Genomic DNA, 26594 nt, shown 5'->3' on the forward strand with positions numbered 1-26594 from the left:
ACTACCTCCCCTCCGCGCGCAGGGCGCGCAGCACGCGCTGCGCGACCTGCTCGTGCATCTCGAACGACCAGTGGATCCCGTCGATGTTATTGATCCCCAGGTCGAACGACCACTCACACAGGTCACGGACCGGCACGTAGGGCACTCCCGCCTCCTCGGCCCAACTGCGCATGGCGGCGTCGGTCCTGGCCCAGCCGGGCTGCGCGAAGGCGTACGCCCGCGTGCGGTGCACCGCGGGTCCGAGCACGGCGGTCGCCGCGTGCGGCCGCAGCGCCGCGATCGAGGCGTGGGTGCGATCGAGGTAGTCCCGGGTCACCGCGGGGGGCAGCGCCATCGGCCAGCCGACGGGTGCGAAGACCCGCTGCAGCACCGCGTAGCCGTCGCGGGCCCGCGCTCGCAGCGATGCCGGCCGCAGGTACCGGATCTGCTCACGCAGCGCGGTGGGCACGGGCGAGGGCAGCGAATCCATGCCGCCGAGCGCGAGCACCACGGCGTCGACGTTCGGGATCGTCGCCCAGACCCGCGGATCCTGGCTCACGCACCACCACCCGTCGCGCGTGGTCCACCCGACGCGGCCGAACAGCTCGCAGCGCTGACCGAGCGCGGCGGCCACGAGATTGGGCCAGATCCGCGGATCGGAGGTGGGCAGCGCGCCCTCGGGACCGTAGAAGCCCAGCGAATCGCTGAGCACGAGCAGCGTCGACGTCGGTTCCGTCATTGGACCTCGGGGGCCACGTCCGCGGAGGCGTTCCACACGTCCAGGCGCCAGCGGGGCGCATCGCCGTGACCGCTGAGCTGCACCCAGCTGCAATTGCCGAGGCCGCCGAGCACCGGCCACGAGGACACCGGCAGGTCGAGCAGGCGGGCCGTCAACGCGGCGACCAGGCCGCCGTGGGCCACCAGCACCACGGGCCGTTCCGCATCGCCCCATTCGGGCAATCGGTCGATCAGCTCCGTGACCACGGGATAGGAGCGGGCGGCCACATCGACCCGGGCCTCACCGCCGGGAGGTGCCCACTCCGGTGCGTCGCGCCAGCGCAGGCGGGCGCCGGGCATGTACGCGTCGACCTCGGTATGGGTCAGGCCCTGCCAGTCGCCCAGCATCGTCTCGCGCAGCCGCGGGTCGGTCTCCACCGGCACGCCCGTCGCCACGCTCAGCGCCTCCGCGGTATCGCGGGCGCGCCGCAGATCCGAGCTGAGGATCGCCAGGGGCTCCCGGTCGGCGAGCGCATCGGCGGCGGCCAGCGCCTGCCGGCGGCCGAGGTCGGTGAGGTCGGTGTCGAGCTGCCCCTGCATCCGGCCCTCGGCGTTCGACGCGGTCTGGCCGTGCCGCAGCAGGATCAGCCGGCGCACCGTCGGGGTGAGCCGCTCGACCGACGAGTCGAGCCCGTCCTCGACCCGCATCACTCGCCCTCGGGCGCGTCTCCGGCGTCCCCGTCAGCGGAGCGTTCGCCGAGTCCCTCGACCTCGATGTGCGGGCAGTCCTTCCACAGCTTCTCGAGCGCGTAGAACTCGCGCTCCTCCTGATGGAAGACGTGCACCACGATGTCCAGGAAGTCGATCAGCGCCCAGCGGCCCTCGCGGGTGCCCTCGCGGCGGGTGGGCTTGACGCCGATCTCGCGGAGCTTGTCCTCGATCTCCTCGACGATGGCGTTCACCTGGCGCTCGTTGCTCGCCGAGGCGATCACGAAGGCCTCGGTGAGCACCAACTGCTCGGACACGTCGAGCACCACGACGTCGGTCGCGAGCTTGTCGTCGGCGGCCAGCGCGGCGACGGTGGCCAGTCGGCGGGCGTTCTCGGATGCGGTCATGATCCTCCTGGGTTCAGGGTGCTGCCCGGGGTCTCCGGGTGGCTCTCGTACAGCCGGCGCTTGGCGATGTACTGCACGACGCCGTCGGGGACGAGGTACCAGACAGGACGTCCGGCATCGGCCCGCGCGCGGCACTCGGTCGACGAGATGGCCAGGGCGGGCACCTCCACGAGGAACAATCTATCCCGCGGCACGTTCGTCAGGTGATCGGCGGCGAGCTGATACCCCGGCCGGGAGACGCCGACGAAGGTGGCGAGGCCGAACAGCTCCTCCCAGTCCTGCCAGCTCAGAATCGAGGCCAGCGCGTCGGCGCCGGTGATGAAGTACAGGTCGGTGTCGGGGGCCTGCGCGCGCAGGTCGCGCAGGGTGTCCACGGTGTAGGTGTCGCCGCCGCGGTCGATGTCGACGCGGCTCACGGAGAACCGCGGATTCGAGGCGGTGGCGATCACCGTCATCAGGTACCGGTCCTCGGCGGGGGTGACGCCGCTCTTCTGCCAGGGCTTGCCGGTGGGGACGAAGACCACCTCGTCGAGGTCGAACCGGTCGGCCACCTCGCTGGCGGCCACCAGGTGACCGTTGTGGATCGGATCGAAGGTCCCGCCCATGACGCCGACGCGGCGGCGTCTGGTGTCACCGATGCGGCCGCGTTCAGTGTCACTGGCGCGGCTGCGGCCGGCGGCGCGGGACTCGCGTGCGGTGGGCATGGGAGTTGATCCTATGGTGTGCGTGCGCGCCGGGTCAGACCGGCAGCAGTCGCCCGATCACATCGGCGAGCTGCCCGGCGGTGCGGCACTCGTACATGTCGATCACCCGGCGGTACTTGTCGGCGACCGAGTCGCCCGTTCCCCACGAGACCTTCCGCTCGGGGTTGAGCCAGAACGCGTGCCGCGCGCTCTCGACGAGTTCGTTCAGTTCGGCCAGCGCGGGATCGGTGTGGTTGCTGCGGGCGTCACCCAGGATCAGCAGGGTGCCGCGGTGGGTGACGGCGTCGGGGAAGTCGCGCAGGAAGGTGCGCAGCATGTTGCCGTAGTCGGAGCCGCCGAACCGGGCGACCTTGGTCTCCCGGATCACCCGGTCGAACATGTCGACCACCGTGTCCACGGTGAGCGTGCGGCTGGTGTCGATGTAGTCGGTGATCTCGTCCACCGAATCGACGAAGCCGAAGACGCGGATCTTGGAGAACTCGGCCCGCAGCGCGTGCGTGAGCAGCAATGTGAAGTTCGAGAAGCCCGCGACCGAACCGGACAGGTCGCACAGGAGCACGAGTTCGGGCTTGGTGGGCCGGGGCCGACGGTGCGCCAGATCGATCGGGACGCCGCCCGTGGACATCGACTTGCGCAGCGTGCGGCGCAGATCGATGGGTCCGCGGCGGGCGCGGCGACGGCGCACCAGCAGCCGGGTGGAGAGCTGGCGGGCCAGGGGGCGCACGGTCTGCTCCATCCGATGCAGTTCGCTGCGGGTGGCGGCGAAGAAGGCCACGTTCTCCGGCAACTGCGGTGCGGCGTACTCGACGACGGCCTCGGGGCCCCGCCGGGCCGCCATCGCGACGGAGGTGAGCTCCCGGACCCGCTCGCTGAGCTCGGCCACCCGTGCCCGCGCGACGCGGCGCGCCGATTCGTATTCGAAGCTGCCGGGCTGCGCCCCGTCCTCGCCGGCGGCGGAGAGCAGGCCGTTGGCGATCGCGGCGATGAGCGTCTGCGGGTTGAGGGCCTTGAGCGCCTGGTACGAGGAGAAGGCGGTGCCGGTGGCGGAGTTGTACTCGCCGAGCTGCTCGACGATCTGGCTGGCGATGCCGTCGTGGTCGCCGCCGGCGACGAGCGCGGCGACGGCCTCCTGGCGCAGGGCCTCGCGCGCCGCATCGGGGTCCGGTGGGGTGTCGGCGGCGGGCATCGTGAGCGGGTCGACCTCGCCGGGCACGCCCTGGCAGCCACCGGGTCCACCGGTCCCACTGCCCGACGCGGATCCGGGCAGGCCCAGGCCACCGCGCACCGGGAAGTAGAGATCGAAGATCACGTCGAAGGACTTGCGGTGCATCTGTTCCCGCAGCAGTACCGCTGCGAGCCCCTCGCGGAGCTGGCTGCGATCGGTGAGGTCGAGCACCGTCAGCACCTCGGCGGCGGTGATCGCCTCGCCGGGCCCGATCGACATGCCCTTGCCGCGCAGTGCGCGGACGAAGGCGTGCAGGTGGCCGTCGAGCGGGGTCCCGGTGGGCGCTGTCATCGCTACAGTCCCAGTGCGGCCGAGGCGGTTTCGATATCGACCTGGTGCTTGAGCACCACACCGAGCGTGGCGGCGAGCGCGGCCTTGTCAATGGAGCCGTTGGCCGATCCGGTGATGCCCAGCGCGAGCAGGGTGCGGCACCAGTCCAGCGTCTCCGAGACCGAGGGCTTCTTCTTCAGGTCGAGCCCGCGCAGGGTGGCGATCACGCGGAGCAGTTGCTGCGCCACCTCGGACGAGAGCTCCGGCACCCGGCTGCGGATGATCGACAGCTCCAGCTCGGCGTCCGGGAAGTCGATGTGCAGGTACAGGCAGCGCCGCTTGAGCGCCTCCGACAGCTCGCGGGTGGCGTTGCTGGTGAGGAACACCAGCGGCTTGCGCTGCGCGACGATGGTGCCCAGCTCGGGCACCGTGACCGCGTAGTCGGAGAGGACCTCGAGCAGCAGGCCCTCGAACTCGAGGTCGGCCTTGTCGGCCTCGTCGATCAGCAGGACCGACGGTCCGCTCTCCCGGACCGCCTGCAGCAGCGGGCGGGGCAGCAAGAACTCCTCGGAGAAGACGTCCTGTTTGGTGTCGTCCCAGTCGCCGTCGTTCCCGCTGGACTGGATCCGCAGGATCTGCTTGGCGTGGTTCCACTCGTAGAGGGCGCGGGCCTCGTCGATGCCCTCGTAGCACTGCAGCCGGACGAAGCGGGCCTCTCGCGCCTGGGCGCAGGCGCGTGCGAGCTCGGTCTTACCGACGCCCGCCGGTCCCTCGACCAGCAGCGGCTTACCGAGCCGGTCGGCGAGGAAGACGGCCGTGGCGGTCGCGGTCGAGGGGATGTAGCCCGTCTCGCGGAGCGCGGCGGCGACATCGTCGACGCTGCTGAACAGGGCAGTGGGAGCCGGCGCGACGGCACTGGTCACTGCGCGGCCTTCCGCTTGAGGACCTCCTTGGTGAAGCCCTTCGACGCGATCTCGGCCGACATCTTCACGCCCTTCTTCACCACGAAGCCGGGCAGCTTGACCTTGAGGTCGATGTTCATGTCGACCAGGACGTGCACCTTGTCGTCGCCGATCGGGGTCAGCTGGTAGTAGCCGCCCTGCGACTTCACCGCCAGGCCCTCGCCCTCGGACTGCCACGCCACCTTCGTCTCGGGGGTGAACTCGTAGCGGAAGGTGAGGCTGTCGCTGATGCCCATGAGGCCGGCCTCGACCTTGACCAGGCTGGGGTTGCCGGAGGCGTCGCGCTCGACCACCTCCACGCTCTTGTGCGAGGACGACCACTCGGGGAGCGACTCGACATCCAGCAGCGTCGCGTAGGCGAGCGAGGCGGGCGCGTCGATCTCGAACTCGACCTTCTCGTTGATTGTCATGGCGCCAACCTACCCCCGCTCCGAGAACCCGTTCACGGGTAGCCGCGCCGCGTGCACCGAAGGAGGTAGGTCAGGCGGCAGCCTTGCGTGCCATGACCTCTTTGGTCAGGCCGTTCTTGATGATGTCCATCGCGATCTTGATGCCCTTCTTGACCACGAAGCCGGGCGCCTTGACCTTGGGGTCGAGGTACATGGTGACCTTGACGTGCGTCTGATCGTCGCCCTTCGGAGACAGCTCATAGATGCCGCCCTGACTGCGGACGGCGGTGCCCTCGTTGCGGGTGTCCCACTTGCAGCTGGTGTCGGTGAAGACGTAGTCGAAGGTCAGATCGTCGCTGAACATGAGCAGGCCCACGGAGGCGTCCACCACGCTGGGCCGGCCGTTCGCGTCGCGCTCGACGACGGTGACGTTGCTGTGCGCCGACGACCAGTTCGGCAGGGCGTCGACATCGGCCAGCGTGTCCAACACCAGTGAGACCGGGGCGTCGATGTCGAATTCGAGGGACTCGTTGATAGCCATGGCGACAACCTACCTCCGCGGAGGCCGCCTGTTAGCGGGGTCGGACATGTCCGTCACCCCAGGCCACCCACTTGGTGGAGGTGAGCTCCGGGAGGCCCATCGGGCCGCGGGCGTGCAGCTTCTGGGTGGAGATGCCGATCTCGGCGCCGAAGCCGAACTGCTCGCCGTCGGTGAAGGCGGTGGAGGCGTTCACCATGACGGCGGCGGCGTCCACGCGGGTGCTGAACTCGCGGGCGGCGGCGAGCTCGCCGGTCACGATGGCCTCGGTGTGCCCGGTGCCGTAGCGGTCGATGTGCTCGATCGCGGCGTCGAGCCCGTCGACCACCTTCACCGCGACGTCCAGGCTCAGGTACTCGTCGGCCCAGTCGGTCTCGGTGGCGGGCACCATCTCGGCCTCGTCGCCGTGCACGATGACGCCCTCGGCCTGGAAGGTTCGGAGGAGGCGGGGCAGGAAGGTGTCGCGGAGCGCCGCATCGACGAGCACGGTCTCGACGGTGTTGCACACGCTGGGGCGGCGGGTCTTGGCGTTGACCACGAGCCGCTCGGCCATGTCGAGGTCGGCGGCGGAGTGCACGTAGATGTGGCAGTTGCCCACGCCGGTCTCGATGGTGGGCACCGTTGCGTCGCGGACCACGGCGGCGATGAGTCCCGCGCCGCCGCGCGGGATCACCACGTCGACGAGGCCGCGGGCGCGGATCAGGGCGGTGACGCTGGCGCGGGATTCGGCGGAGAGCAGCGCGACGGCGTCCTCGGTGATGCCGCTCGCGGCGAGCGATTCGCGCAGCACGGCGACCAGCGCGGCGTTGCTGGACGCGGCCGAGCTGGAGCCCCGCAGCAGCACGGCGTTGCCGGACTTGAGGGTGAGGCCGAAGGCGTCGACGGTGACGTTGGGCCGGGCCTCGTAGACGATGCCCACCACGCCGAGCGGCACGGCGACCTGTCGCAGCTCGAGACCGTTGGGGAGGGTGGAACCGCGCAGGACGGTGCCGATCGGATCGGGCAGGCCGGCCACCTGGCGCAGACCGGAGGCGATGCCGTCAACGCGGGAGGCGTTGAGCGCGAGCCGGTCGACGAGCGACTCCTCGGTGCCGGCGGCGCGGGCGCGGTCCACGTCCTCCGCGTTGGCGGCCAGGATGCGGTCCTTGTTCGCGAGCAGGGCGTCGGCCGCGGCGTGCAGCGCCGCGTTCTTCTGCTCGGTGGTCAGGGTCACCAGCTGCTTGGACGCGGCGCGCGCGGCGCGCGCCGCCTCCTGGACCGCCTCGGTCGCGGCGGTGAGATCGGCGTCCTGCGTGGTGGGCGTGCTCATGGTCCGAGAATACGTGTCCGGCCGTGTGTGTCAGGGCGCGGTGTTACGTTCCGGCGGTGACTACTCGGGGGAGGAGCCGGCGCCTGTCGCGGCGCATGTGGGTGGCGCTCGTCCTCGCGGCGCTCACGGCCATCGTCGTGGCGGTCGGCGCGGTCCGGGATCGGTCCGACGGTGCCGCCCCCTCCCCCGCACCGGGCACGGTTGCCGACGGTGCTCCGCTGGCCGGGGTGACGATCGTGGAGTCCCGAGTGCGGGCTCCGCAGCCCTATCGGCGTGCCTCCTTCGGCAAGGCCTGGACCGACGATCAGGCAGCGCCCCTGGGCCACAACGGGTGCGATACCCGCAACGACGTGCTGGACCGCGATCTGATCGACAAGACCTATGCCCGCACCTCCGCCTGCCCGAGGGCCGTCGCCACCGGCACGCTCGCCGATCCGTACAGCGGCAGCACCGTCCGGTTCGAGCGGGGCGCCAAGACCTCGGCGAAGGTGCAGATCGACCACATGATTCCGCTCGCCTACGCCTGGGACATGGGCGCGTGGTCGTGGGACGACGACAAGCGCACCCGGTTCGCCAACGATCCGCGCAACCTGGTGGCGGTCGACGGTCCGGCGAACGAGAACAAGAGCGACAGCCCGCCCGGCCGGTGGATGCCGTCGAACGAGCGGTTCCACTGCCAGTACGCGCGGCAGTTCGCCTTCGTGGCCCGGGAGTACGGAGTGTCGGTGGATCGGGCGTCAGCGGCGGTCATCGACCGGGCGGCGTCGACCTGCGACTAGCTGTCGCGCCGCGTCACAGGAGTGCGGCGACCTTCTTCGCTGTCTCCTTCGCCGAGCCCGGGTTCTGCCCGGTGACGAGGTTCCCGTCGACGACGGCGTATGAGACGAACGGCAGTTTCGCCTTCTCGTACCGTGCGCCTCGCTTCTTCATCTCCGCCTCGGCGTTATACGGCACGAGCTTGTCCACCCGCGCCAGAACCTCCTCCTGCCAGGCGAAGCCGGTGACCTTGCGGCCCGCGACCAGATATTCGCCGCTCGAGAGGCGCGTGTTGAGCAGGCCGCAGTACCCGTGGCACACCGACGAGACTATGCCGCCCCGCTCGAAGATCTCGCGGCTGATCCGCTGCAGGCCTTCGCTGTCCGGGAAGTCGTACATCACGGCGTGTCCGCCGGTGAAGAAGATCGCGTCGAACTCGGCGGAGTCGATCTCGTCCGGGCTCTTCGTGGTCTCCAGCAGGGCCATCCGCGCGGGGTCCGCACGCCAGGCCTTGGCCGTCTTGTCGTAGTTGGGAAACTTCAGCGACCGCGGCTCGAGCGGCACAGGGCCGCCGCTCGGGCTCACGAGCACCTGCTCGAACCCCGCCTCCTCGAAGACGTGCCAGGCGTGGGTGAGCTCGGAGAGCCACAGGCCGGTCTTGTGCGACGGGTCGTCGTAGTGACCGACATTGGTGACGACGGTGAGGATGCGCTTGGACATGGTGCCCGCTTCTGGGTGGTCGAGTTCGTTCATCTGGTCAGGCGTCGTGCTCGTGGTGGATGGTGGCCACCCCCTCCTGGAAGGTGGTCACGCGGAATTCGGGGAACGCTGCCTTGAACTTGTCCGAGACGAAGATGTTGTCCACCTCGTAGCGCGGCAGCAGCTCCCACAGTTCGCGAACGCCCTTGTTGGAGAGCCGGGCCACGAAGAAGGCGGCCTTCGGCACGACCGAGTAGTCGATCTCCCGACCCCAGGCCGCCGAGGCGATGCTGATGAGCTCGGCGTACGTCGGCCGTGCGTCGTCGACGGGCAGGTGCCAGGTCTGCCCGTACGCCGCGGGGGTGTTGCCGATCAGCGCCATGGCGCGGCTGGCGTCCGGCGTCCAGATCAGGCTGCGGCGGACATCATCACGGAGCGGGACGCGTGCCTTCTTACCGGCGGCGATCGCATCGAAGACCATCGTGTTGGTGAAGCCCTGGGTCTTGCCGGGGCCGTAGAACTCGGGGGCGCGGCAGATGACGGCCTCCACGCGCCCGGCTGCCATGGCTTCCAGCAGCATGGTCGTGATCTGCGCCCGGGTCCGCCCCTTGCTACCGGCGGGCCGGAACGGCGCGTCCTCGGTCTGCGGCACGTCCGTCATCGGATACATGTAGGTGTTGTCGAAGAACACCAGCTTCGTGCCGTGCTTGGCGCACGCCTCGATGGTGTTGCGCATCATCACCGGGAGCTGATCCGCCCACATCTGCGAGTCCGGCGGCAGGCCGACGGTCAGGTAGGCGATCTCGCTGCCGGCGACGGCGGCGTCCGTCTCCTCGGCGCTGAGCAGGTTCGCCGCCACCAGCTCGTCTGTCGGATGCAGTGGCTTGGGATTGCGGCTGACGAGGCGGATGTCGGTGGTGTATCGAGCGTGGAGTTCCCGAGCGAGCTCGGTCCCGATCTGGCCGTTCGCGCCGAGGATCGTTTGCACCTGAGGACCTTTCGTTGTCGTGAAGCTTGCGGCGACCGCCGCGGCAGTTCCACAGTAGGCGTCGATGTAAGCAGTGTCAACAATGCCTCGGAGCCGACATCCTGCGAGGTGGCTCACACATGTTGACAGTGCTTACACCGCGAGCCTACTGTCGACATGTAAGCAACGCATACATTGAGTGAGGATCACGCACATGAGCACTGGGACCGCAGCAACTGTCACTGTCGACCTGGGCGGACGGACCGTCTCGGTCCCGAAAGCCGGCCTGTTCGACCGGTATCGGATGGACGTCCCCCTCGACGAGGTGGCCGCCGACCCGCGGGTGCCGGGCGTCGACTTCTTCCGCACCCTCCCGAAGACGGAGGTGCAGTCGCCGATCGGCTCGACGCGCACGCCCAACTTCTACTACGCGATGTCCTCGGCGCGACTCACCCTGTTGGCCCCGAGCAGCGCGATCCGCAAGCGACTCCCTGAGGAGCTCTCGCCCCTGGAGATCGCTCCGGGAGTCGGCGTGGTCTCGCTGATGCTCTTCCGGTACGACGTGTGCGACATCGATTTCTACACGGAGGCGGCCGTGGGCGTCGCGGTGCGACCCGCCCGCAACGGCGGCCGGCGCACGGCGGTCGCCGATGCCGTCTCCGCCCTCGGCGACGACCACCTGCACTCGTACGTGCTCTCGCTGCCGGTGAACACCGAGATCGCCCAGGTACGCGGCCACGACGGCTACGGCTTCCCCAAGTGGGTCACCGGACTCGACGTCGACATCGACGAGACCAGCACCAGCGCACGGATCGCGAACGCCGACGGCGGGATCGACGTCGCCCTCTCCGCCGCCACCCCGAAGCAGCGCCGCTTCGCGAGCGGGGAGAAGGTCTCGACCCTCACTTCGTACACGAAGCGAGAGGGTGCGTGGCACTCCACGCTCAACCAGACCAACATCCTCGCGAGCGGCAGCTCCGTCCTCCCGCGCGGCCTCGACCTCCAGCTCGGTGAGGGGCGCATGGCCGACGACCTGCGCTCGCTCAAGACGATCCGGGCGATCTCGTTCGACGTCAACACCTCCGCCCAGGCCGCGCTGCACATGCCGGTCCCCTTCTCGGTTCGCTGAAGGACGCCGAAATGACCATCACCACAGACACTCCCACCACAGCCACCGTCGGCGTCGACGCCGCACTTCCGGCGTCCCTGACCCCCGCGCTGCTGCGCCGGCTCGCCGGACGGGTGACCGCTACCACCGACGCGGACCGGTCCGTCACCACCGCGCCGTACACGGGCGAGCCCCTCGGCGACTTCCCCGTCTCGACCCCGGACGCAGTCGACTTCGCCTTCGACCGGGCCCGTCGGGCGCAGGCCGGGTGGGCTGCAACGCCCGCGGCCGAGCGGGCGAAGATCCTGCTGCGCTTTCACGATCTGGTACTGAAGAACCAGGACACGGGGCTGGACCTCATGCAGGCCGAGAACGGCAAGACCCGCCGTGACGCCTTCCTCGAGATCGCCGATGCCGCGATCGCTGCGCGCTACTACGCCCGCACCGGCCCGAAGCTTCTCGCCCCGGAGCGCCGGCGCGGGGCACTCCCGTTCCTCACCCACACGACGCAACTGCACCACCCCAAGGGTGTCGTGGCCATCATCTCGCCGTGGAACTACCCTCTGTCGATGGCCGCCACCGACGCGATCGCCGCACTCATGGCGGGCAACGCTGTCGTGCAGAAGCCGGATACACAAACCGCCCTCACCGCACTGTGGGCCATGGACCTGATGTATCAGGCCGGCCTGCCGAAGGACGTGTGGCAGATGGTTATCGGCCGCGGCAGCTCCATCGGCGATGCCCTCATGCAGGGCGCCGACTACATGATGTTCACCGGTTCCACCGCCACCGGTCGACAGATCGCCCGCGATGCGGGCGAGCGCCTCATCGGCGCGTCGCTCGAGCTCGGCGGGAAGAACGCAATGCTCGTCCTCGACGACGCCGATATCGACCGCGCCGCCGCCGGAGCCGTCGCCGCGGCGTTCCCGTCCGCGGGTCAGCTGTGCGTCTCGATCGAGCGCATGTACGTCGCGGAGTCGGTACGCGATGAGTTCGTGGCGAAGTTCGTCGAGCGGACGCGAGCCCTGAATGTGGGGGCGGCGTTCGACTACCGCCCGGAGGTCGGAAGCCTCACCACGGCGAAGCAGTTGCGGACGGTGACGGCACACGTGGAGGACGCGGTCAGCAAGGGCGCGACCGTGTTGGCGGGCGGCCGCGCCCGCCCCGATATCGGCCCCCTGTTCTACGAGCCCACGATCCTGACCGGCGTCACGCCCGAGATGACCCTCTACGCGCATGAGACCTTCGGACCGGTCGTCTCGATCTACCCGGTGGCCGACGACGAGAAGGCCGTGCGTCGGGCCAACGACACGGTGTACGGCCTGAACAGCAGCGTCTGGGGCTCGGACACCAAGCGCGCGCGGGAGGTGGCGGCGCGGCTGCATTCGGGAACGGTGAACATCAACGATGCCTTCGCCGCAGCCTGGGGCAGCATCGACTCCCCGATGGGCGGCATGGGCGATTCGGGCCTCGGACGGCGCCACGGGGTGGACGGGCTCCTGAAGTACACCGAGGCGCAGACGATCGCCCACCAGGCCCGGCTCAACTTCTATCCGCCGGCGGGGATTCCGTGGCGGTTCTGGGCACCTGCACTCACCGCGGGACTGTCCGCCTGGAAGCGATTCGGGGCGCGGTGAGCGCCTGAGCGAAGCGGCCGCGTGGGCCCAGCAGGACCGCGCGGGCGTTTCACTCCGACGCCCGGGCCCTTAAACAAGCATTGCTGCTTGTTTTTTTCGCCGCCGAATGCCACAGTGGGTCCGTGCCCACCTCAGCCCCCGTCTTCGACGCCCTCGAAGCCACCTCGAACGCGGTCGCCGAGATCGCGGACTCGCTCCCGGACTGGTCGCTGCCCACCCCCGCGCAGGGCTGGACGGTGGCCCATCAGGTCGCCCACCTGGCGTGGACCGACGAGGTTTCCCTCGTCGCCGCGACCGATCCCGACGGCTTCACTGCAATCCTGCAGGAGGCGATGCAGGACCCGATGGGATTCGTCGACGCCGGCGCCGAGGAGCTGGCCGCCGATCCGGACCTGCGCGCCCGCTGGGACCGGAGCAGGGTCGCCCTCGCCCAGGCGCTGCGCGCCGCCGATCCCGGCACCCCGCTCCCCTGGTTCGGCCCGCCGATGCGGCCGGCCACCATGGCGAACGCCCGACTCATGGAGACCTGGGCGCACGGCCTCGACATCGCCGACGCGGCGGGCATCGCCTTCGACGTTCCGGCCGCCCTGCCGCATGTGGCCAAGATCGCCTACAAGACCCGCGATTTCGCCTACACGGTGAACGGCGAGACACCGCCCGCCGAGCCCTTCGGCGTGGTGCTCACCGCGCCCGACGGCGAGGTGATCGCCTTCGGCCCGGGCGACGCCACCCAGCGCGTGACCGGCTCGCTCGTCGACTTCTGCCGCCTCGCCACCCAGCGTGTGAACGTGGCCGACACCGACCTCGTGGCCACCGGCGACGATGCCACCCACTGGCTGACCATCGCACAATGTTTCGCCGGCGCACCCGGCAGCGGCCGTGCGCCGCAGGAGGAATCGTCGAAGTGACCGAGAACCGCAGCGTCCGCATCGCCAACATCTCCGGCTTCTACGGCGATCGCGCGGCCGCCCTCGGCGAGATCCTCGACGGGCCGCGGGTGGACTACATCACCGGCGACTACCTGGCCGAGCTCACCATGTTGATCCTGGGCCGCGACCGGCTCCGGGACGCCGATCTCGGCTACGCGAAGACCTTCCTGCGCCACCTCACCCCACACCTGAACACCCTCGCGGACCGCGGCACCAAGGTGGTCGTCAATGCGGGCGGCCTCAACCCGCAGGGTCTCGCGACCGCGGTGCAGAAGGAGATCGAGAACACCGACGGCCGGGGCCGGAACCTTCGGGTGGGCTGGGTCGACGGTGACGATCTGCTCGCGCGGGCGGGCGATCTGGGCGTCCCGAACGCCGTGACCGCCAACGCCTACCTCGGCGCGTTCGGCATCGCCGACTGCCTCACCGCCGGCGCCGACATCGTGATCACCGGCCGCGTCACGGACGCCTCGGTGATCCTCGGCCCGGCCATCGCCGAGTTCGGCTGGCAGCGCACCGACTTCGACGCGCTCGCCGGCGCTGTCGCCGCCGGGCACATCATCGAATGCGGCACCCAGGCCACCGGCGGCAACTACGCCTTCTTCGACCGGCATCCGATCGAGAAGCTGCTGCACCCGGGCTTCCCCATCGCCGAGATCGCGGCCGACGGTTCCTTCGTCATCACCAAGCAGCCGGGCACCGGCGGCGTGGTCGAGGTGGGGACCGTCACCGCGCAGTTGCTCTACGAGGTCACGGGGCAGCGGTACGCCAATCCCGATGTCACCCTGCGGCTCGACTCGATGTCGCTCGCCCAGGACGGCGACGATCGCGTGGCGGTGACGGGCGTGCGCGGCGAGGCGCCGCCCACCACCACCAAGGTGGCCACCACCACACTCGGCGGGTTCCGCAACGAGATCGCCTTCCTGCTCACCGGCCTCGACATCGAGCGCAAGGCCGCCCTCCTGGAGGCCCAGCTGCGGGCCGCGCTGGATCCGGCACCGTCGGACCTGCAGTTCCGGCTGGCCCGCACCGACCATCCCAATGCCGATACCGAGGCCGCCGCATCGGCGACCCTGACCGCCGTCGCCTGGGATCCGGACCCGAACCGGGTGGGCCGCGCCTTCAGTTCCGCCGCCGTGGAACTCGCACTCGCCACCTACCCCGGCGCCTCGCCGATGGCACCCCCCGGCAAGGGCGGCCCCTACGGCGTCTACCAGGCCGTGTACGTGCCCAACGCCGACGTGCCGCACCGCGCGCACCGCCCGGACGGCACCGTCGTCGACATCGCGCCCCCGACGGTGACGCAGGAGCTTGCGGCCGATCCCTCACAGCCGGGTACGCCGGCGCCCACGCAGGGCGCGACCGCCTCCGTGCCGCTGGGCGCCCTGTTCGGCGCGCGCAGCGGCGATAAGGGCGGCAGCGCCAACATCGGCGTGTGGGCGGAGACCGATGAGGCCTACGCCTGGCTCCGCACGAACCTCACCGAGGCCCTGCTGCGCGAACTGCTCCCGGAGACCGCGAACCTCCCCGTTCGCCGGCACGAACTGCCGAACCTGCGTGCGGTGAACTTCGTCATCGAGGACCTCCTGGGCAAGGGCGTCGCGCACGGCTACCGTTTCGATCCGCAGGCGAAGGGCCTGGGCGAATGGCTGCGCGCCCGCACCGTCGACCTGCCCACCGCACTGCTGCCCGTCCAGCCCGAGGAGAACGCATGACCATCACCCCCTGGGACACCGAGGAGCGCCGCGCGCTGCACGAGACCGTGGTCGCCTTCACCGAGCGGGAGATCCTGCCGCATCTCGATCAGTGGGAGGCCGAGGGCCTGCTCCCCCGCGATCTGCACCGCAAGGCGGGCGACCTCGGCCTGCTCGGCGTCTCCTTCCCCGAATCGGTGGGCGGCGGGGGCGGCGATCCCCGCGACGCGCTCGTGGTGTGCGAGGCGATGCACGAGGCGGGCGGCTCCGGCGGCCTGTTCGCCTCCCTGTTCACCTGCGGGATCTCGGTGCCGCACATCATCCTCGCGGGCACCGATGAGCAGAAGGCGCAGTGGGTCGCACCGGTGCTCGCGGGCGAGAAGATCAGCTCGCTGGGCATCACCGAACCCAGCGGCGGCTCGGATGTCGGGCACTTGAAGACCACCGCGCGTAAGGACGGCGACAGCTACATCGTCAACGGCGCCAAGACCTTCATCACCTCCGGCATCCGCGCCGATTGGGTGGTCACGGCGGTCCGCACCGGAGGCGAGGGCGCCTCCGGCATCAGCCTGCTGGTGATCCCCAAAGGGCTGCCGGGCTTCGAGGTGAGCGCACCGCTGAAGAAGATGGGCTGGCACGCCTCCGACACCGCCGAACTCTCGTTCACCGACGTCCGCGTCCCGGCGGAGAACCTGATCGGCCCGGAGGGCAGCGGCTTCCTGCTGATCGGCGCCGCCTTCGTCACCGAGCGCCTGGCCCTCGCCGTGCAGGGGTACTCGCATGCGCAGCGCTGCCTGGACCTGACGCTCGACTGGGTGCGCCAGCGGGAGACCTTCGGCCAGCCCCTGATCAAACGTCAGGCCGTGCAGAACACCGTGACCGAGATGCGGCGCAGGATCGAGGTCGCCCGCGTGTACAGCCGGCACGTGGCCGACCAGTACACCGTCGCCCTCGAGACCAGCGGTCCCGCGGCCGCGGCCGAGCTGGTGCCGCAGGCCTGCTTCGCGAAGAACACCGCGGTCGAATGCGCCGAATGGGTCGCGAACGAGGCGGTCCAACTGTTCGGTGGCCACGGGTACATGTCCGAGTACGAGGTATCGCGGCACTACCGTGATGTGCGCATCCTCGGCATCGGCGGCGGCACCAACCAGATCCTCACCACGCTCGCGGCCAATCGCCTCGGCTACAAGTGATCCCCCACTCCGGAACCCACGAAGGCAAAGGAACACGACCATGACGGTGCTCCGCAGCACCCCCTCACCCGACGCGCCCGCGTACCGCGAGGCGATGATCGGCAAGCTCGGCGATCTCACCGCCGAGTTCGACAAGGCCCTCGCCGGCGGCGGCGAGAAGTACGTGGCGCGGCATCGGGGACGCGGAAAGCTGACCGCGCGGGAGCGGATCGACAGCGTGCTCGACCCCGCATCCCCGTTCCTGGAACTGATGCCGCTGGCCGCCTGGGGCAGTGACTTCCAGGTGGGTGCCTCCCTCGTCGGCGGCATCGGTGTCGTGGAGGGCGTCGAGGTGATGGTGGTGGCGAACGACCCCACCGTCAAGGGCGGCACCTCGAACCCGTGGACGCTGCGCAAATCGCTGCGCCTCAACGACATCGCCCGCGAGAACCGCCTCCCCGTGCTCTCGCTCGTCGAGTCCGGCGGCGCCGACCTCCCCACGCAGAAGGAGGTCTTCGTCCCCGGCGGCGCGATGTTCCGCAACCTCACGCAGCTGTCGAAGGCCGGGATCCCCACGATCTCCGTCGTCTACGGCAACTCCACCGCGGGTGGCGCCTACATCCCCGGCATGAGCGACCACGTGGTGATGATCAAGGAGCGCTCCAAGGTCTTCCTGGCCGGTCCGCCCCTGGTGAAGGCCGCGACGGGCGAGATCTCTGACGACGAGACCCTCGGCGGGGCCGAGATGCACTCGCGCACCTCGGGCCTCGGCGACTACCTGGCCAGCGACGAACTCGACGCGGCCCGCATCGCCCGCTCGATCGTCAAGCGGCTCAACTGGCGCAAGCAGGGCGCGGCACCGTCGAGCGTGGTCAAGCCCCCGCGCTACGACGCCGAGGGCCTGCTCGACATCGTCCCGGACGACCTGAAGATCCCCTTCGACCCGCGGGAGATCATCGCCCACATCGTCGACGACTCCGATTACGACGAGTTCAAGCCGCTCTACGGCGGCTCGCTCACCACGGGCTGGGCGAACCTGCACGGCTACCCGATCGGCATCCTGGCCAACGCCCGTGGCGTCCTGTTCTCCGAGGAGGCTCAGAAGGCCACGCAGTTCATCCAGCTGGCGAACCGGTACGACACGCCGCTGCTGTTCATCCACAACACCACCGGCTACATGGTGGGCGCCGAGTACGAGCGCGGCGGCATGATCAAGCACGGCTCGATGATGATCAACGCGGTCTCCAACTCGGAGGTGCCGCACCTCTCGCTGATCGCGGGCGCCTCCTACGGCGCCGGCCACTACGGCATGGCGGGCCGCGCGTTCAACCCGCGGTTCCTGTTCTCCTGGCCCAGCGCGCGTTCGGCGGTCATGGGCGCAAAGCAGCTCGCCGACGTGGTCACCGAGGTCGCCGCGGCCTCCGCCGCCTCCCGCGGTCAGGCCATGGACCCCGCCTTCGTCGACGGCATGCGCACCGCCATCGAGACCCAGATCGACAAGGAGTCCCTGCCGGCCTTCATGTCCGGCATGCTCTACGACGACGGCATCATCGACCCCCGCGACACCCGCACGGCGCTCGGCATGGCCCTCTCCGCCATCCACAACGGCCCCGTCCACGGCACCGACGCCTTCGGCGTCTTCCGGATGTGAGGAACTCCATGACCGACATCACCACCACTGCGGCCGATTCCGCCCTCGCCGCCGGCTCCTTCGATTCCGTCCTCGTCGCCAACCGCGGCGAGATCGCCCGCCGCGTCATCGCCGCCGCCCACGCCCGCGGCCTGCGCGCCGTGGCCGTCTACTCCGACCCGGACGCGAACGCGCCGCACGTCGCCGAGGCCGACGAGGCCGTGCGCCTGCCCGGCGAGTCCCCCGCCGACACCTACCTGCAGGGCGAGAAGATCATCGCCGCGGCGAAGGCCACCGGCGCGCAGGCCATCCACCCCGGCTACGGCTTCCTCTCCGAGAACGCCGACTTCGCCGCCGCGGTCCAGGCCGCGGGCATCGTCTGGATCGGCCCCTCGCCCGAGGCCATCACCGCAATGGGCTCCAAGGTCGCGGCGAAAGCGCGGCTCGCCGAGGCCGGCGTGCCGATGCTCACGAACCTCACCCCGGATCAGGTCTCCGACAGCGACTTCCCCGTCCTGGTGAAGGCCTCCGCGGGCGGCGGCGGCCGCGGCATGCGCGTGGTCCGCACGCGCGCCGAGCTGCAGGAGAACCTGGAGACCGCCGAGCGCGAGGCGAAGTCGGCCTTCGGCGACGGCACCGTCTTCTGCGAGCGTTACCTCGAGCGCGGCCGGCACATCGAGGTCCAGGTGATGGCCGATTCCCAGGGCACCGTGTGGGCGGTCGGCGAGCGCGAGTGCTCGATCCAGCGCCGCCACCAGAAGGTTCTGGAGGAGGCCCCGTCGCCGCTCGTCGAGCGGCATCCGGCGATGCGCACCGCCCTGTACGAGGCCGCCGCCAACGCCGCCAAGGCCATCGGTTACACCGGTGCGGGCACCGTCGAGTTCCTCGCGACCGATGCGGGCGAGTTCTTCTTCCTCGAGGTCAACACCCGTCTCCAGGTGGAGCACCCGGTCACCGAGGCCACCACCGGCCTCGACCTGGTCGGCCTGCAGTTCGACGTGGCCGCGGGACTCCCGCTCCCGGCGGCCGAGCCGCCGGCCACCCGCGGCTGGGCCATCGAGGCCCGCCTCTACGCCGAGGACCCCGCGAACGACTGGCGTCCCGCCGCCGGCACCGTGCACCGCTTCGAGGTGCCCGGCGTGGTCAGCGAGTTCTCCGGACCGGACCGCCCCGGCATCCGGCTCGACAGCGCCCTCGCGCCCGCGGGCAGCGTCGTCGAGGTCTTCTACGATCCGATGCTCGCCAAGGTGATCGGCTTCGCGCCGACCCGCGCGCAGGCCCTCGCGATCACCGAGGCCGCGCTGCGCAAGGCGGTCGTCCACGGCATCACCACCAACCGGGACCTACTGGTGCGGATCCTCGCCGACGCCGACTTCAAGGCCGGCGATTTCGCGACCGACTTCCTCACCGGCGAGCGGCTCGAGCGCCTCGCCGCGCCCCTGCTCGACGACGACGATCTCGCGGTGGCGGCGGACGCCGCCGGAGCCGTGCTCGACCGCCGAGCCGCGGCCGCGAGCCCGCTTCCGCACGTGGCGCCCGGCTGGCGCAACGTGGGTGCCCGCACGCTGGTCCCCGAGTTCGAGGACGCCGCCGAGAAGCGGTTCACCGCCGACTCCGGCGCCGTCGCGACCGTGAGCGACGACGGTTCCACGGCCACGGTGGCCGTGGAACGCGACGGTGTACGGCGCACCGTCGTGGTGACCGCCTACCCCGGCGATAGGACCGTGGTCGAGATCGATTCCGCCCGTGGCGGTGCCACGCTCGCCCTGATCGACCCGCTGCCCTCGGGTGAGGCGGCCGCGGCGGCGGGATCGCTGCTGGCGCCGATGCCCGGCGTGATCACCCGCATCGGCGCGGCGGTGGGCGACACCGTGACCGCCGGGCAGCCGGTGCTGTGGATGGAAGCCATGAAGATGGAACACGCCATCAGCGCCCCCGCAGAAGGAGTCCTCACCACGATCGCGGTCGAGGTGGGCCAGAACATCGACGCCGGCGCAGTGGTCGCCGTGCTGGAGGAGCAGGAGTAGCCATGACCGTATCGATGGACGTCATCGAGTCGGAGGAGCGCATCGCCCTCCGCCGGACCGTGTCCGAGCTCGGCAAGAAGTTCGGGCCCGAGTACATGCGCGAGAAGATCGCCTCGGGCGAGGGCCCCACCGAACTGTGGAAGGCCGCGGGCGACCTCGGCCTGATCGGCGTGAACATCGCCGAGCAGTACGGCGGCGGCGGAGCCGGCATGTACGAACTGGGCATCGTCGGCGAGGAGCTGGCCGCGGTCGGCTCGTCGCTGCTGATGTTGGTGGTTTCGCCGGCGATCAACGGCACCATCATCTCCAAGTTCGGCACCGACGAGCAGAAGCAGCGCTGGCTTCCCGGCATCGCGTCCGGCGAGACCATCGCCGCGTTCGCCATCACCGAACCCGACGCCGGCTCCAACAGCCACCGGATCACCACCACCGCGCGCCGGGACGGCGACGACTGGATCATCTCGGGGCAGAAGACCTTCATCTCCGGTATCGAGCTGGCCGACGTGATCCTTGTGGTCTCGCGCACCGAGGACGCCAAATCGGGCAAGCTGCGCCCCGCGCTGTTCCTGATGCCCACCGATTCACCGGGCCTGCAGAAGACCAAGATCCCCATGGAGGTGGGGCTTCCCGAGTCGCAGTGGACGTTGTTCTTCGACGATGTGCGGCTCCCCTCCGACGCCCTCGTCGGCGAGCCCGACGCCGCGATCGCGCAGCTCTTCGCCGGCCTGAACCCGGAGCGGATCATGGCCGCCGCCGGATCCGTCGGCTCGGCGCGGTTCGCCCTGGACCGGGCCGTCGATTACGCCAAGGGCCGCACCGTCTTCAAGGTCCCGATCGGTGCGCACCAGGCGATCGCCCATCCCCTCGCCGAGCTCAAGGTGGAGACCGAGCTGGCGAAGCTGATGCTGCAGAAGGCCGCCACGCTGTACGACGCCGGCCAGGAGTTCGCCGCGGCCGAGGCCGCGAACATGGCGAAGTTCGCAGGCGGCGAGGCCGGCGCGAAGTCGGTCGACCGGGCGATCCACACGCTCGGCGGCAACGGGCTCACCACCGAGTACGGGCTGGCCCAGATGCTGGTGGCCTCGCGCCTGTTCCGCATCGCCCCGGTGAGCCGGGAGATGGTGCTCAACTTCATCTCCGAGCACACGCTCGGCCTGCCCAAGAGCTACTAGGAGGCATCGTGACCGAGCGATCCGAGGGCGCGCCCCTGGTGCGGTACGAGGCCCGCGACGGTGCCGCCCACCTCACGATCGACAGCCCGCACAACCGCAACGCGATCTCGCAGCGGCTACTGACCGACCTGCGGGCCGGGATCGATCGCGCGGGGATCGACGACACCGTCCGCGCCGTGGTGATCACCCACACCGGCGGCACCTTCTGTGCCGGTGCCGATCTCAAGGAGGCGGCGGCGGACGGTGCGGGAGCGGACCCGAAGTCGCGCACTCTCGCGATGATCGATGCGATGCGCGGCGTCATCGAATCCCCCAAGCCGGTGATCGCACAGGTGAACGGCCACGTCCGGGCCGGCGGCTTCGGCCTCATCGGTTCCTGCGATTTCGTCTTCGCCGGACCGGAGTCGACCTTCGCCGTCACCGAGACCCGGATCGGCGTGGCACCGGCGATGGTCTCGCTCGTGCTGCTGCCGCACCTGCCCTCGCGCGTGGCCTCGTCACTCCTGCTGACCGGTAGGAAGTTCGACGCGGCCGAGGCGGCGGGCCACGGATTGATCACCGCCGCCGTCGACGATCCCGAGGCCGCGGTGGCGGCGCAGCTCGCGGAGCTGCGGCTGTGCAGCCCGCAGGGCCTGCGCGAGACGAAGCAGATCCTGTGGCACGACGTGCTCGCCTCGTTCGACACCCGCGCCGAGGCGCTCGCCGACCAGTCGGCCCGGCTGTTCGGTTCACCGGAGTCGGTGGAGGGGATCACCGCATTCCTGCAGAAACGCGCGCCGAGCTGGGCCGAGCCCGTGGCCGCGCACTAAGCTGGCCCGAATGAGTGCCCTCCGACCGCCCATCCGGGCGCCGCAGCAGTCCCGCAGCCGGGAGACCCGGCAGCGGTTGCTGGAGACGACGATCGCCTCCCTGGCCGCCCGCGGCTGGGGGGCGACCACCGTCGGCAGTGTCGCGCGGCAGGCGGGGGTCTCCCGCGGGGCCGCCCAGCACCACTTCCCCACCCGCGAGGACCTCATCACCGCCGCGCTGGAGTACATGGGCGAGCAGCGGATCGAGCACGCCCGGCAGGCCGGCGCCGCGGTCCCCGACGGCCCGGAGCGCCCCTACGCGGTGGCGCGGCTGATCGTCGAGTACTACACCGACGATCTGTTCAAGGCGGCGCTCCACGTGTGGACGGCGGCCGCGAGCGACGATGCGCTGCGGGAGCGCATGCTGCCCTTCGAGAATCGGCACTCCCGTGAGGTCTTCGGGCTCGCGATGACACTGCTGGGCTTCGATCGCGACGACGAGCAGGGCCGTCGCGCCGTGCAGGCCACCCTGGATCTGGCGCGCGGATTGGGGCTCGCGGACCTGCTGTCCGATGACACCGAGCGCCGCGAGCAGGTCGTCGAGTTCTGGGGCGCGCAACTCGCCGCCCTCGCCGCCGCGCGCTAGTCAGGCCTTGTCGAGGTAGTCCTCGCGGCTGCCGCCGAGGATCACCGCGTTCATCTCGCGCAGCGCCACATGATCTTCCAGCTCCGGATCGGCATCGATCACCTCGAAGGCGAGTGCCCGCGCGGCGTCCAGAACGTCGCCGTCGTTGGCCAGATCGAGGAAGCTCAGGCGCCGCGCCAGGCCGGACTGGTCCACGCCGAGGATGTCGCCGAAACCGCGGTGTTCGAGATCGAGCTGCGCGAGGGCGAAGCCGTCGACCGTGCCCGCCACCGCCTCCAGCCGTTCCATCGTGCGGGGCGACGGGGTGTCGGTGACCAGGAGGCACAGCCCGGGTAGGCCGCCTCGTCCGACACGACCGCGCAGCTGGTGCAGCTGGCTGATGCCGAATCGCTCGGCGTCCATCACCACCATGGTGGTCGCGTTCGCCACATCGACACCCACCTCGATCACGGTGGTGGCCACCAGCACGTCCACGTCACCCGCGGCGAACTCCGCCATGATCTCGGACTTCTCCTCCGCGGGCAGCCGGCCGTGCAGCAGCGCGATCCGGTGCTCCGCCAGCTCGCCGCCGACCAACTGCGCGTACATGTCGATCGCGGAGGTCATCCGGGGCTGATCGTCCTGCGGCTCAGTCTCCTCGGCGACCTCCGCCCGGGCCGACTTCCCCCGCGACGGCGCCGCGACCTGCTCGAACTGGTAGTCCTCATCGGTGAACGAGGACTTCGCCTGCTCGCCGGTCGGATCGTCGCCGATCCGCGGGCACACCACGTACACCTGCCGCCCGGCCCGGACCTCCTCGTCGACCCGCGCCCAGGCGCGCTCGATCCAACCGGGACGCGACTGCGGCACCACCGAGGTCTGGATCGGCTGCCGGCCACGGGGCAGTTCGCGCAGCACCGAGGTGGACATGTCGCCGAACTGCGCGAGCGCCACGGTGCGCGGGATCGGCGTCGCCGTCATCACCAGCAGGTGCGGCGTCATGTCGTCGGGCCCCTTGCGTCGCAACCGGTCCCGCTGCTCCACACCGAACCGGTGCTGCTCGTCGACCACCACGAGGCCGAGCCGGAAGAAGTCGACCGTGTCCTCCAGCAGCGCGTGCGTACCGATCACGATCCCCGCCTCGCCGGTCACGATGCGCAGCAGCGCCGCCCGGCGGGCCTTGGTGTTCATCGAACCGGTGAGCAGGGTGACGGTGGTGGCGGCCTCCGCCGCACCGAGCTGGCCCGCTTCCCCCAGGTCGCCGAGCATCTTCGTGATCGAGAGCATGTGCTGGGTGGCGAGCACCTCGGTGGGCGCGAGCAGCACGGCCTGGTAGCCCGCATCGACCGCGGCCAGCATCGCCAGCAGCGCCACGAGCGTCTTACCCGAGCCCACCTCGCCCTGCAGCAACCTGGTCATCGGATGGTCACGGGACAGGTCACCGAGGATCTCGGCGAGCACCTCCTCCTGACCGTCGGTGAGCTGGAACGGAAGCCGCTCCCGCAGACCGGTCTGCAGCGGACCGTCCGGCGCGGCGAGCGAGGGTGCGGGCACCGTGCCCACGTCGTGCGCCCGCCGGGCGAGCGCGGTCTCGATGGCCACCGCCTCGTCGAAGGCCAGGCGCCGCCGGGCGGCGTCGGCCTCGGTGCGCCGCTTCGGGAAGTGTGCGACCCGCAGCGCCTGGTCGAGGTCGAGGAGCCCGTGCAGCGTCCGGAACTCGGCGGGCAGCGACTCGGGGACGGGAGCCAGCCGGCCCAGCACGGCGTCGACGATCGAGGCGATCAGCCAGGTGGGCATGTTCTTGGTGCCGTGGTAGATCGGCACCACCGGACCGGTGAGCAGCGCGAGATTGGCCAGCTTGAGACGCTTGGAGCCCGCCTTCGTGGCGCCGGTCTCGTTGGCCGCCAAGGCCTGCGCGGAGTTCATATCGTCGTCCGGGAGCACCAGCCAGTCCGGATGGGTCAGCTGCAGTTTGTGATTGAACTCGCCGAGCCGGCCGATCAGCAGCATCTGCCGGCCGGGTTGGATCGGCTTGGGCAGGTAGTTGAAGAAGGTCACGTCGTAGGCGCGAACCTTGTTGACCACCTGCACCTTGAACATCTTCTTGCCGCGGTGGTGGGCCCGGGGCGGTGTCACCGCGGTGACGGTGCCGATCACCACCACGTCGTCGCCGATCTTGGGTTCGGTGGCTCGCGTCCCCTCGTCGATCGAGGCGCCGCCCTCGTACCGGAACGGGAAGTGCCGCAGCAGATCACCGACGGTGATCAGCCCCAGTTCGGAGGTCATCTGATCGGCGATCTCGGGATCGATCGCATCGACCAGCGGAGTCTGCAGTGTGAGGTCCGCGGCTGGGCTCATTCGACGCCGATCTCCATCACGCTGCCGGTCTGCCCTCCGCGGTAACCGACCACCTCGACCTCCGGGCGGTCGGGCCGCAGCGCCGCGCCCACCCGGTCCGGGAAGTCGCCGTCGCCGGCGTCACCGAGCAAGACGGTCACCATGTCGCCACCGGTCGCGAGCAACAGCTCCGCCAGCGCTTCACCGGCGGAGTACTGATCCTCCTCCAGCACCACCACCTCACCGCCGACCATGCCGAGGTAGTCCCCGGGCCCGCACGGGCCGAGGATCGTCAGTGCGTCCTCGGTGACCGCGACCACGGAGCCGCAGCGCGCGCCGGCGGCGGCCTCGGCCATGGAGAAGGTGTCGTCCGCGGCGTGGCCGCGCGGATCGTGCACCGCGAGGGCGGCGATGGCCTGCACCATCGACGAGGTGGGGAGCAGCGTCACCAGCACCCCCGATTCCCGGGAGCGGGCGGCCACGGCCAGCAGCTCCGGGGTGGGCAGCGCTCCGTTCGGCATGAGCAGCACCTCGCGGCCCTCGAACCTGTGCAGCGCCGCGAGCAGCGCCGCGTGGGTGATGCCCTCGTCGCAGCGGATCACCTCGGCCCCCTCGGCGGCGAAGAGCTCGGCCGCCCCCTCACCCGAGACCAGGGCGACGATGGCGCGCGGCGCGTCGAGCAGCGCCTGCAGCGGGGTCTCGCCGTGGCCGGTCTCCTGGAGCACGTTCACCGCGATGCCGCGGAGCTTGCCCAGCGCGAGTCCGGCCTGAATGGCCCGTCCGGGTTCGGTGGTATGCGTGTGCACCGACCAGGTGGCCACCGGATCGGGGTCGGACGCGGCGACCACGACCACGGAATCACCGAAGGTCTGCAGCTCGTCCCGGAGCCGGTTCGCGGACGCCTCGGTCGCCTCCGGCAGGAGGTACATCACCTCGTAGTCCACGTGCGGACCGCGCGGCGGATCGTCGTGATCGTGGCCGTGGGCGGCGCCCCCGGGTTCCACCTGGACCTGCACGTGCGGTGCCACCTGCCGGGTGAAGCGGGGACGTTCGGGCGGCGCACCCGCGGTCACCTCGACCAAGGCGTCGAGCAGTACCAGCAGGCCGCGGCCGCCCGCGTCCACCACACCGGCCCGGGCGTTGTCATCGAGTTGGGCGCGGGTGCGCAGCAGGGCGTCGAAGGCGGCGTCGGCGGACGCGCGCACGCACACGGGAAGATCGCCACCGGCGGCGAGGGCGGCTCCCGCACCGTCGGCGGCCCCGCGGAGCACCGAGAGGATGGTGCCCTCGACGGGTGCAGCGACCGCGGAGGTCACCAGGTCGGTGGCGGTGCGCAGGCCCGCCGCGAGGCCCGCCGCGGTGAGATCGGCCTCCGGCCCCAGCTCTCCCACCACGCCGCGCATGATCTGCGAGACGATGACCCCGGAGTTGCCGCGGGCACCGGAGACGGCGCCGGCAACGGTGGCACGGGCCACCGCATGGGGCCCCTCCGAGCGGTCGGCCTCCTCCGCCGCGCGGGCGGCGGCACGGAGCGTGACCAGCATGTTCGTACCGGTATCGGCATCAGCCACGGGGAAGACGTTGAGAGCGTTGATCTCGTCGACGGAACGCTCGAGTCCGAGCACCGCGCGCCGCAGCCAGGCCACCACCACGCGGCCGTCCGGCTCCATCGGTCCCGTCACGGCTCCCAGCCTAGTGGGTCGTCCCACAGCCGAGGGCTGCCGGAGCGGTTTGTCGCGTGGACCGTTATGGGTCTATGATTGCAGGGTTGCCTCGCGTCCGGGCGTGTCCATCGAGACCCGACCACCGAGGCGGAACGACAGATACATCTATTGCGAGGAGTAC

At 70.5% G+C, this 26594-nt stretch carries 24 protein-coding genes; 11 read left to right on the plus strand and 13 right to left on the minus strand.

From position 1 onward, the window contains the following. Position 1 precedes the first annotated feature (1 nt). The 9 genes from octT to ABD108_RS01215 all read right to left on the minus strand — a co-directional run bounded on the left by octT (position 2) and on the right by ABD108_RS01215 (position 7208). Positions 2-718, minus strand: coding sequence for a diglucosylglycerate octanoyltransferase (octT, locus tag ABD108_RS01175; RefSeq protein WP_343929018.1), 717 nt, complete (start codon positions 716-718; stop codon positions 2-4). Then, on the minus strand, positions 715-1404 hold the full coding sequence (locus ABD108_RS01180) for a histidine phosphatase family protein (RefSeq protein ID WP_220655992.1): 690 nt from the start codon (positions 1402-1404) through the stop codon (positions 715-717). The genes octT and ABD108_RS01180 overlap by 4 nt, the downstream gene beginning before the upstream one ends. Further along, positions 1404-1811: a ribosome silencing factor gene (gene rsfS / locus ABD108_RS01185; RefSeq protein ID WP_305111769.1), complete on the minus strand. Its 408-nt coding sequence runs from the start codon at positions 1809-1811 to the stop codon at positions 1404-1406. Before rsfS ends, ABD108_RS01180 begins: the two co-directional genes overlap by 1 nt. Continuing rightward, positions 1808-2515 (minus strand): nicotinate-nucleotide adenylyltransferase, encoded by a 708-nt coding sequence (gene nadD / locus ABD108_RS01190; RefSeq protein ID WP_343929019.1) that lies wholly within the window; start codon positions 2513-2515, stop codon positions 1808-1810. Before nadD ends, rsfS begins: the two co-directional genes overlap by 4 nt. Before the next feature lie 34 nt (positions 2516-2549). Beyond that, entirely contained in the window at positions 2550-4031 is a 1482-nt protein-coding gene (locus ABD108_RS01195; protein ID WP_343929020.1) for a vWA domain-containing protein, read from the minus strand. A 2-nt stretch (positions 4032-4033) separates the two neighbouring features. Then, positions 4034-4933 (minus strand): AAA family ATPase, encoded by a 900-nt coding sequence (locus ABD108_RS01200; RefSeq protein WP_305111771.1) that lies wholly within the window; start codon positions 4931-4933, stop codon positions 4034-4036. Continuing rightward, on the minus strand, positions 4930-5382 hold the full coding sequence (locus ABD108_RS01205; RefSeq protein WP_220655997.1) for an SRPBCC family protein: 453 nt from the start codon (positions 5380-5382) through the stop codon (positions 4930-4932). Before ABD108_RS01205 ends, ABD108_RS01200 begins: the two co-directional genes overlap by 4 nt. Positions 5383-5452: 70 nt before the next feature. Further along, positions 5453-5902, minus strand: coding sequence for an SRPBCC family protein (locus ABD108_RS01210; RefSeq protein WP_220655998.1), 450 nt, complete (start codon positions 5900-5902; stop codon positions 5453-5455). 31 nt (positions 5903-5933) lie between these two features. Beyond that, positions 5934-7208 (minus strand): glutamate-5-semialdehyde dehydrogenase, encoded by a 1275-nt coding sequence (locus tag ABD108_RS01215; RefSeq protein ID WP_343929021.1) that lies wholly within the window; start codon positions 7206-7208, stop codon positions 5934-5936. Positions 7209-7291: 83 nt separating this feature from the next. On the opposite strand from ABD108_RS01215, the gene ABD108_RS01220 reads away from it, so the two are divergent. After that, entirely contained in the window at positions 7292-7987 is a 696-nt protein-coding gene (locus ABD108_RS01220) for an HNH endonuclease family protein (protein WP_220658416.1), read from the plus strand. A gap of 13 nt (positions 7988-8000) precedes the next feature. On the opposite strand, the gene ABD108_RS01225 is transcribed toward ABD108_RS01220, so the two are convergent. Next, positions 8001-8684, minus strand: coding sequence for a type 1 glutamine amidotransferase domain-containing protein (locus tag ABD108_RS01225; protein WP_220656000.1), 684 nt, complete (start codon positions 8682-8684; stop codon positions 8001-8003). Between the two features lie 37 nt (positions 8685-8721). Beyond that, complete coding sequence (locus ABD108_RS01230; RefSeq protein WP_220656001.1) at positions 8722-9651, minus strand: NAD-dependent epimerase/dehydratase family protein; 930 nt, start codon at positions 9649-9651, stop codon at positions 8722-8724. A gap of 193 nt (positions 9652-9844) precedes the next feature. Here ABD108_RS01230 and ABD108_RS01235 point away from each other — a divergent pair, with 193 nt between their 5' ends. The 10 genes from ABD108_RS01235 (at position 9845) to ABD108_RS01280 (ending at position 22433) form a co-directional block, all read left to right on the plus strand. Next, entirely contained in the window at positions 9845-10759 is a 915-nt protein-coding gene (locus ABD108_RS01235) for an acetoacetate decarboxylase family protein (RefSeq protein ID WP_305111773.1), read from the plus strand. A gap of 11 nt (positions 10760-10770) precedes the next feature. Then, positions 10771-12375 carry a succinic semialdehyde dehydrogenase gene (locus ABD108_RS01240; RefSeq protein WP_343929022.1) on the plus strand — a complete coding sequence of 535 codons (1605 nt, stop codon included), beginning with the start codon at positions 10771-10773 and terminating at the stop codon, positions 12373-12375. A gap of 122 nt (positions 12376-12497) precedes the next feature. Further along, positions 12498-13283, plus strand: a complete 786-nt coding sequence (locus ABD108_RS01245; RefSeq protein WP_305111775.1) for a TIGR03084 family metal-binding protein — start codon at positions 12498-12500, stop codon at positions 13281-13283. Continuing rightward, on the plus strand, positions 13280-15019 hold the full coding sequence (locus ABD108_RS01250) for an acyclic terpene utilization AtuA family protein (RefSeq protein WP_343929023.1): 1740 nt from the start codon (positions 13280-13282) through the stop codon (positions 15017-15019). The genes ABD108_RS01245 and ABD108_RS01250 overlap by 4 nt, the downstream gene beginning before the upstream one ends. Then, a complete protein-coding gene (locus ABD108_RS01255) occupies positions 15016-16191 on the plus strand; it encodes an acyl-CoA dehydrogenase family protein (RefSeq protein ID WP_343929024.1) in 1176 nt (391 codons plus the stop codon). The genes ABD108_RS01250 and ABD108_RS01255 overlap by 4 nt, the downstream gene beginning before the upstream one ends. 40 nt (positions 16192-16231) lie before the next feature. Further along, on the plus strand, positions 16232-17821 hold the full coding sequence (locus tag ABD108_RS01260; RefSeq protein WP_343929025.1) for an acyl-CoA carboxylase subunit beta: 1590 nt from the start codon (positions 16232-16234) through the stop codon (positions 17819-17821). Between the two features lie 8 nt (positions 17822-17829). Continuing rightward, positions 17830-19827, plus strand: a complete 1998-nt coding sequence (locus ABD108_RS01265) for an ATP-binding protein (protein ID WP_343929026.1) — start codon at positions 17830-17832, stop codon at positions 19825-19827. Positions 19828-19841: 14 nt separating this feature from the next. Then, on the plus strand, positions 19842-20999 hold the full coding sequence (locus ABD108_RS01270) for an acyl-CoA dehydrogenase family protein (RefSeq protein WP_305111965.1): 1158 nt from the start codon (positions 19842-19844) through the stop codon (positions 20997-20999). An 8-nt stretch (positions 21000-21007) separates the two neighbouring features. Beyond that, complete coding sequence (locus ABD108_RS01275) at positions 21008-21808, plus strand: enoyl-CoA hydratase family protein (RefSeq protein ID WP_343929027.1); 801 nt, start codon at positions 21008-21010, stop codon at positions 21806-21808. Between the two features lie 10 nt (positions 21809-21818). Then, the gene (locus ABD108_RS01280; RefSeq protein WP_220656010.1) at positions 21819-22433 is read left to right on the plus strand and encodes a TetR/AcrR family transcriptional regulator; all 615 of its coding nucleotides are present in this window, start codon (positions 21819-21821) and stop codon (positions 22431-22433) included. On the opposite strand, the gene ABD108_RS01285 is transcribed toward ABD108_RS01280, so the two are convergent. Together ABD108_RS01285 and ABD108_RS01290 are read right to left on the minus strand one after the other, a co-directional pair. Beyond that, a complete protein-coding gene (locus ABD108_RS01285) occupies positions 22434-24770 on the minus strand; it encodes an ATP-dependent DNA helicase RecG (RefSeq protein ID WP_220656011.1) in 2337 nt (778 codons plus the stop codon). After that, a complete protein-coding gene (locus ABD108_RS01290; RefSeq protein ID WP_343929028.1) occupies positions 24767-26431 on the minus strand; it encodes a DAK2 domain-containing protein in 1665 nt (554 codons plus the stop codon). The genes ABD108_RS01285 and ABD108_RS01290 overlap by 4 nt, the downstream gene beginning before the upstream one ends. Positions 26432-26594 lie beyond the last annotated feature (163 nt).

This window comes from Tsukamurella strandjordii (assembly GCF_039525985.1).
Taxonomy (GTDB): domain Bacteria; phylum Actinomycetota; class Actinomycetes; order Mycobacteriales; family Mycobacteriaceae; genus Tsukamurella; species Tsukamurella strandjordii.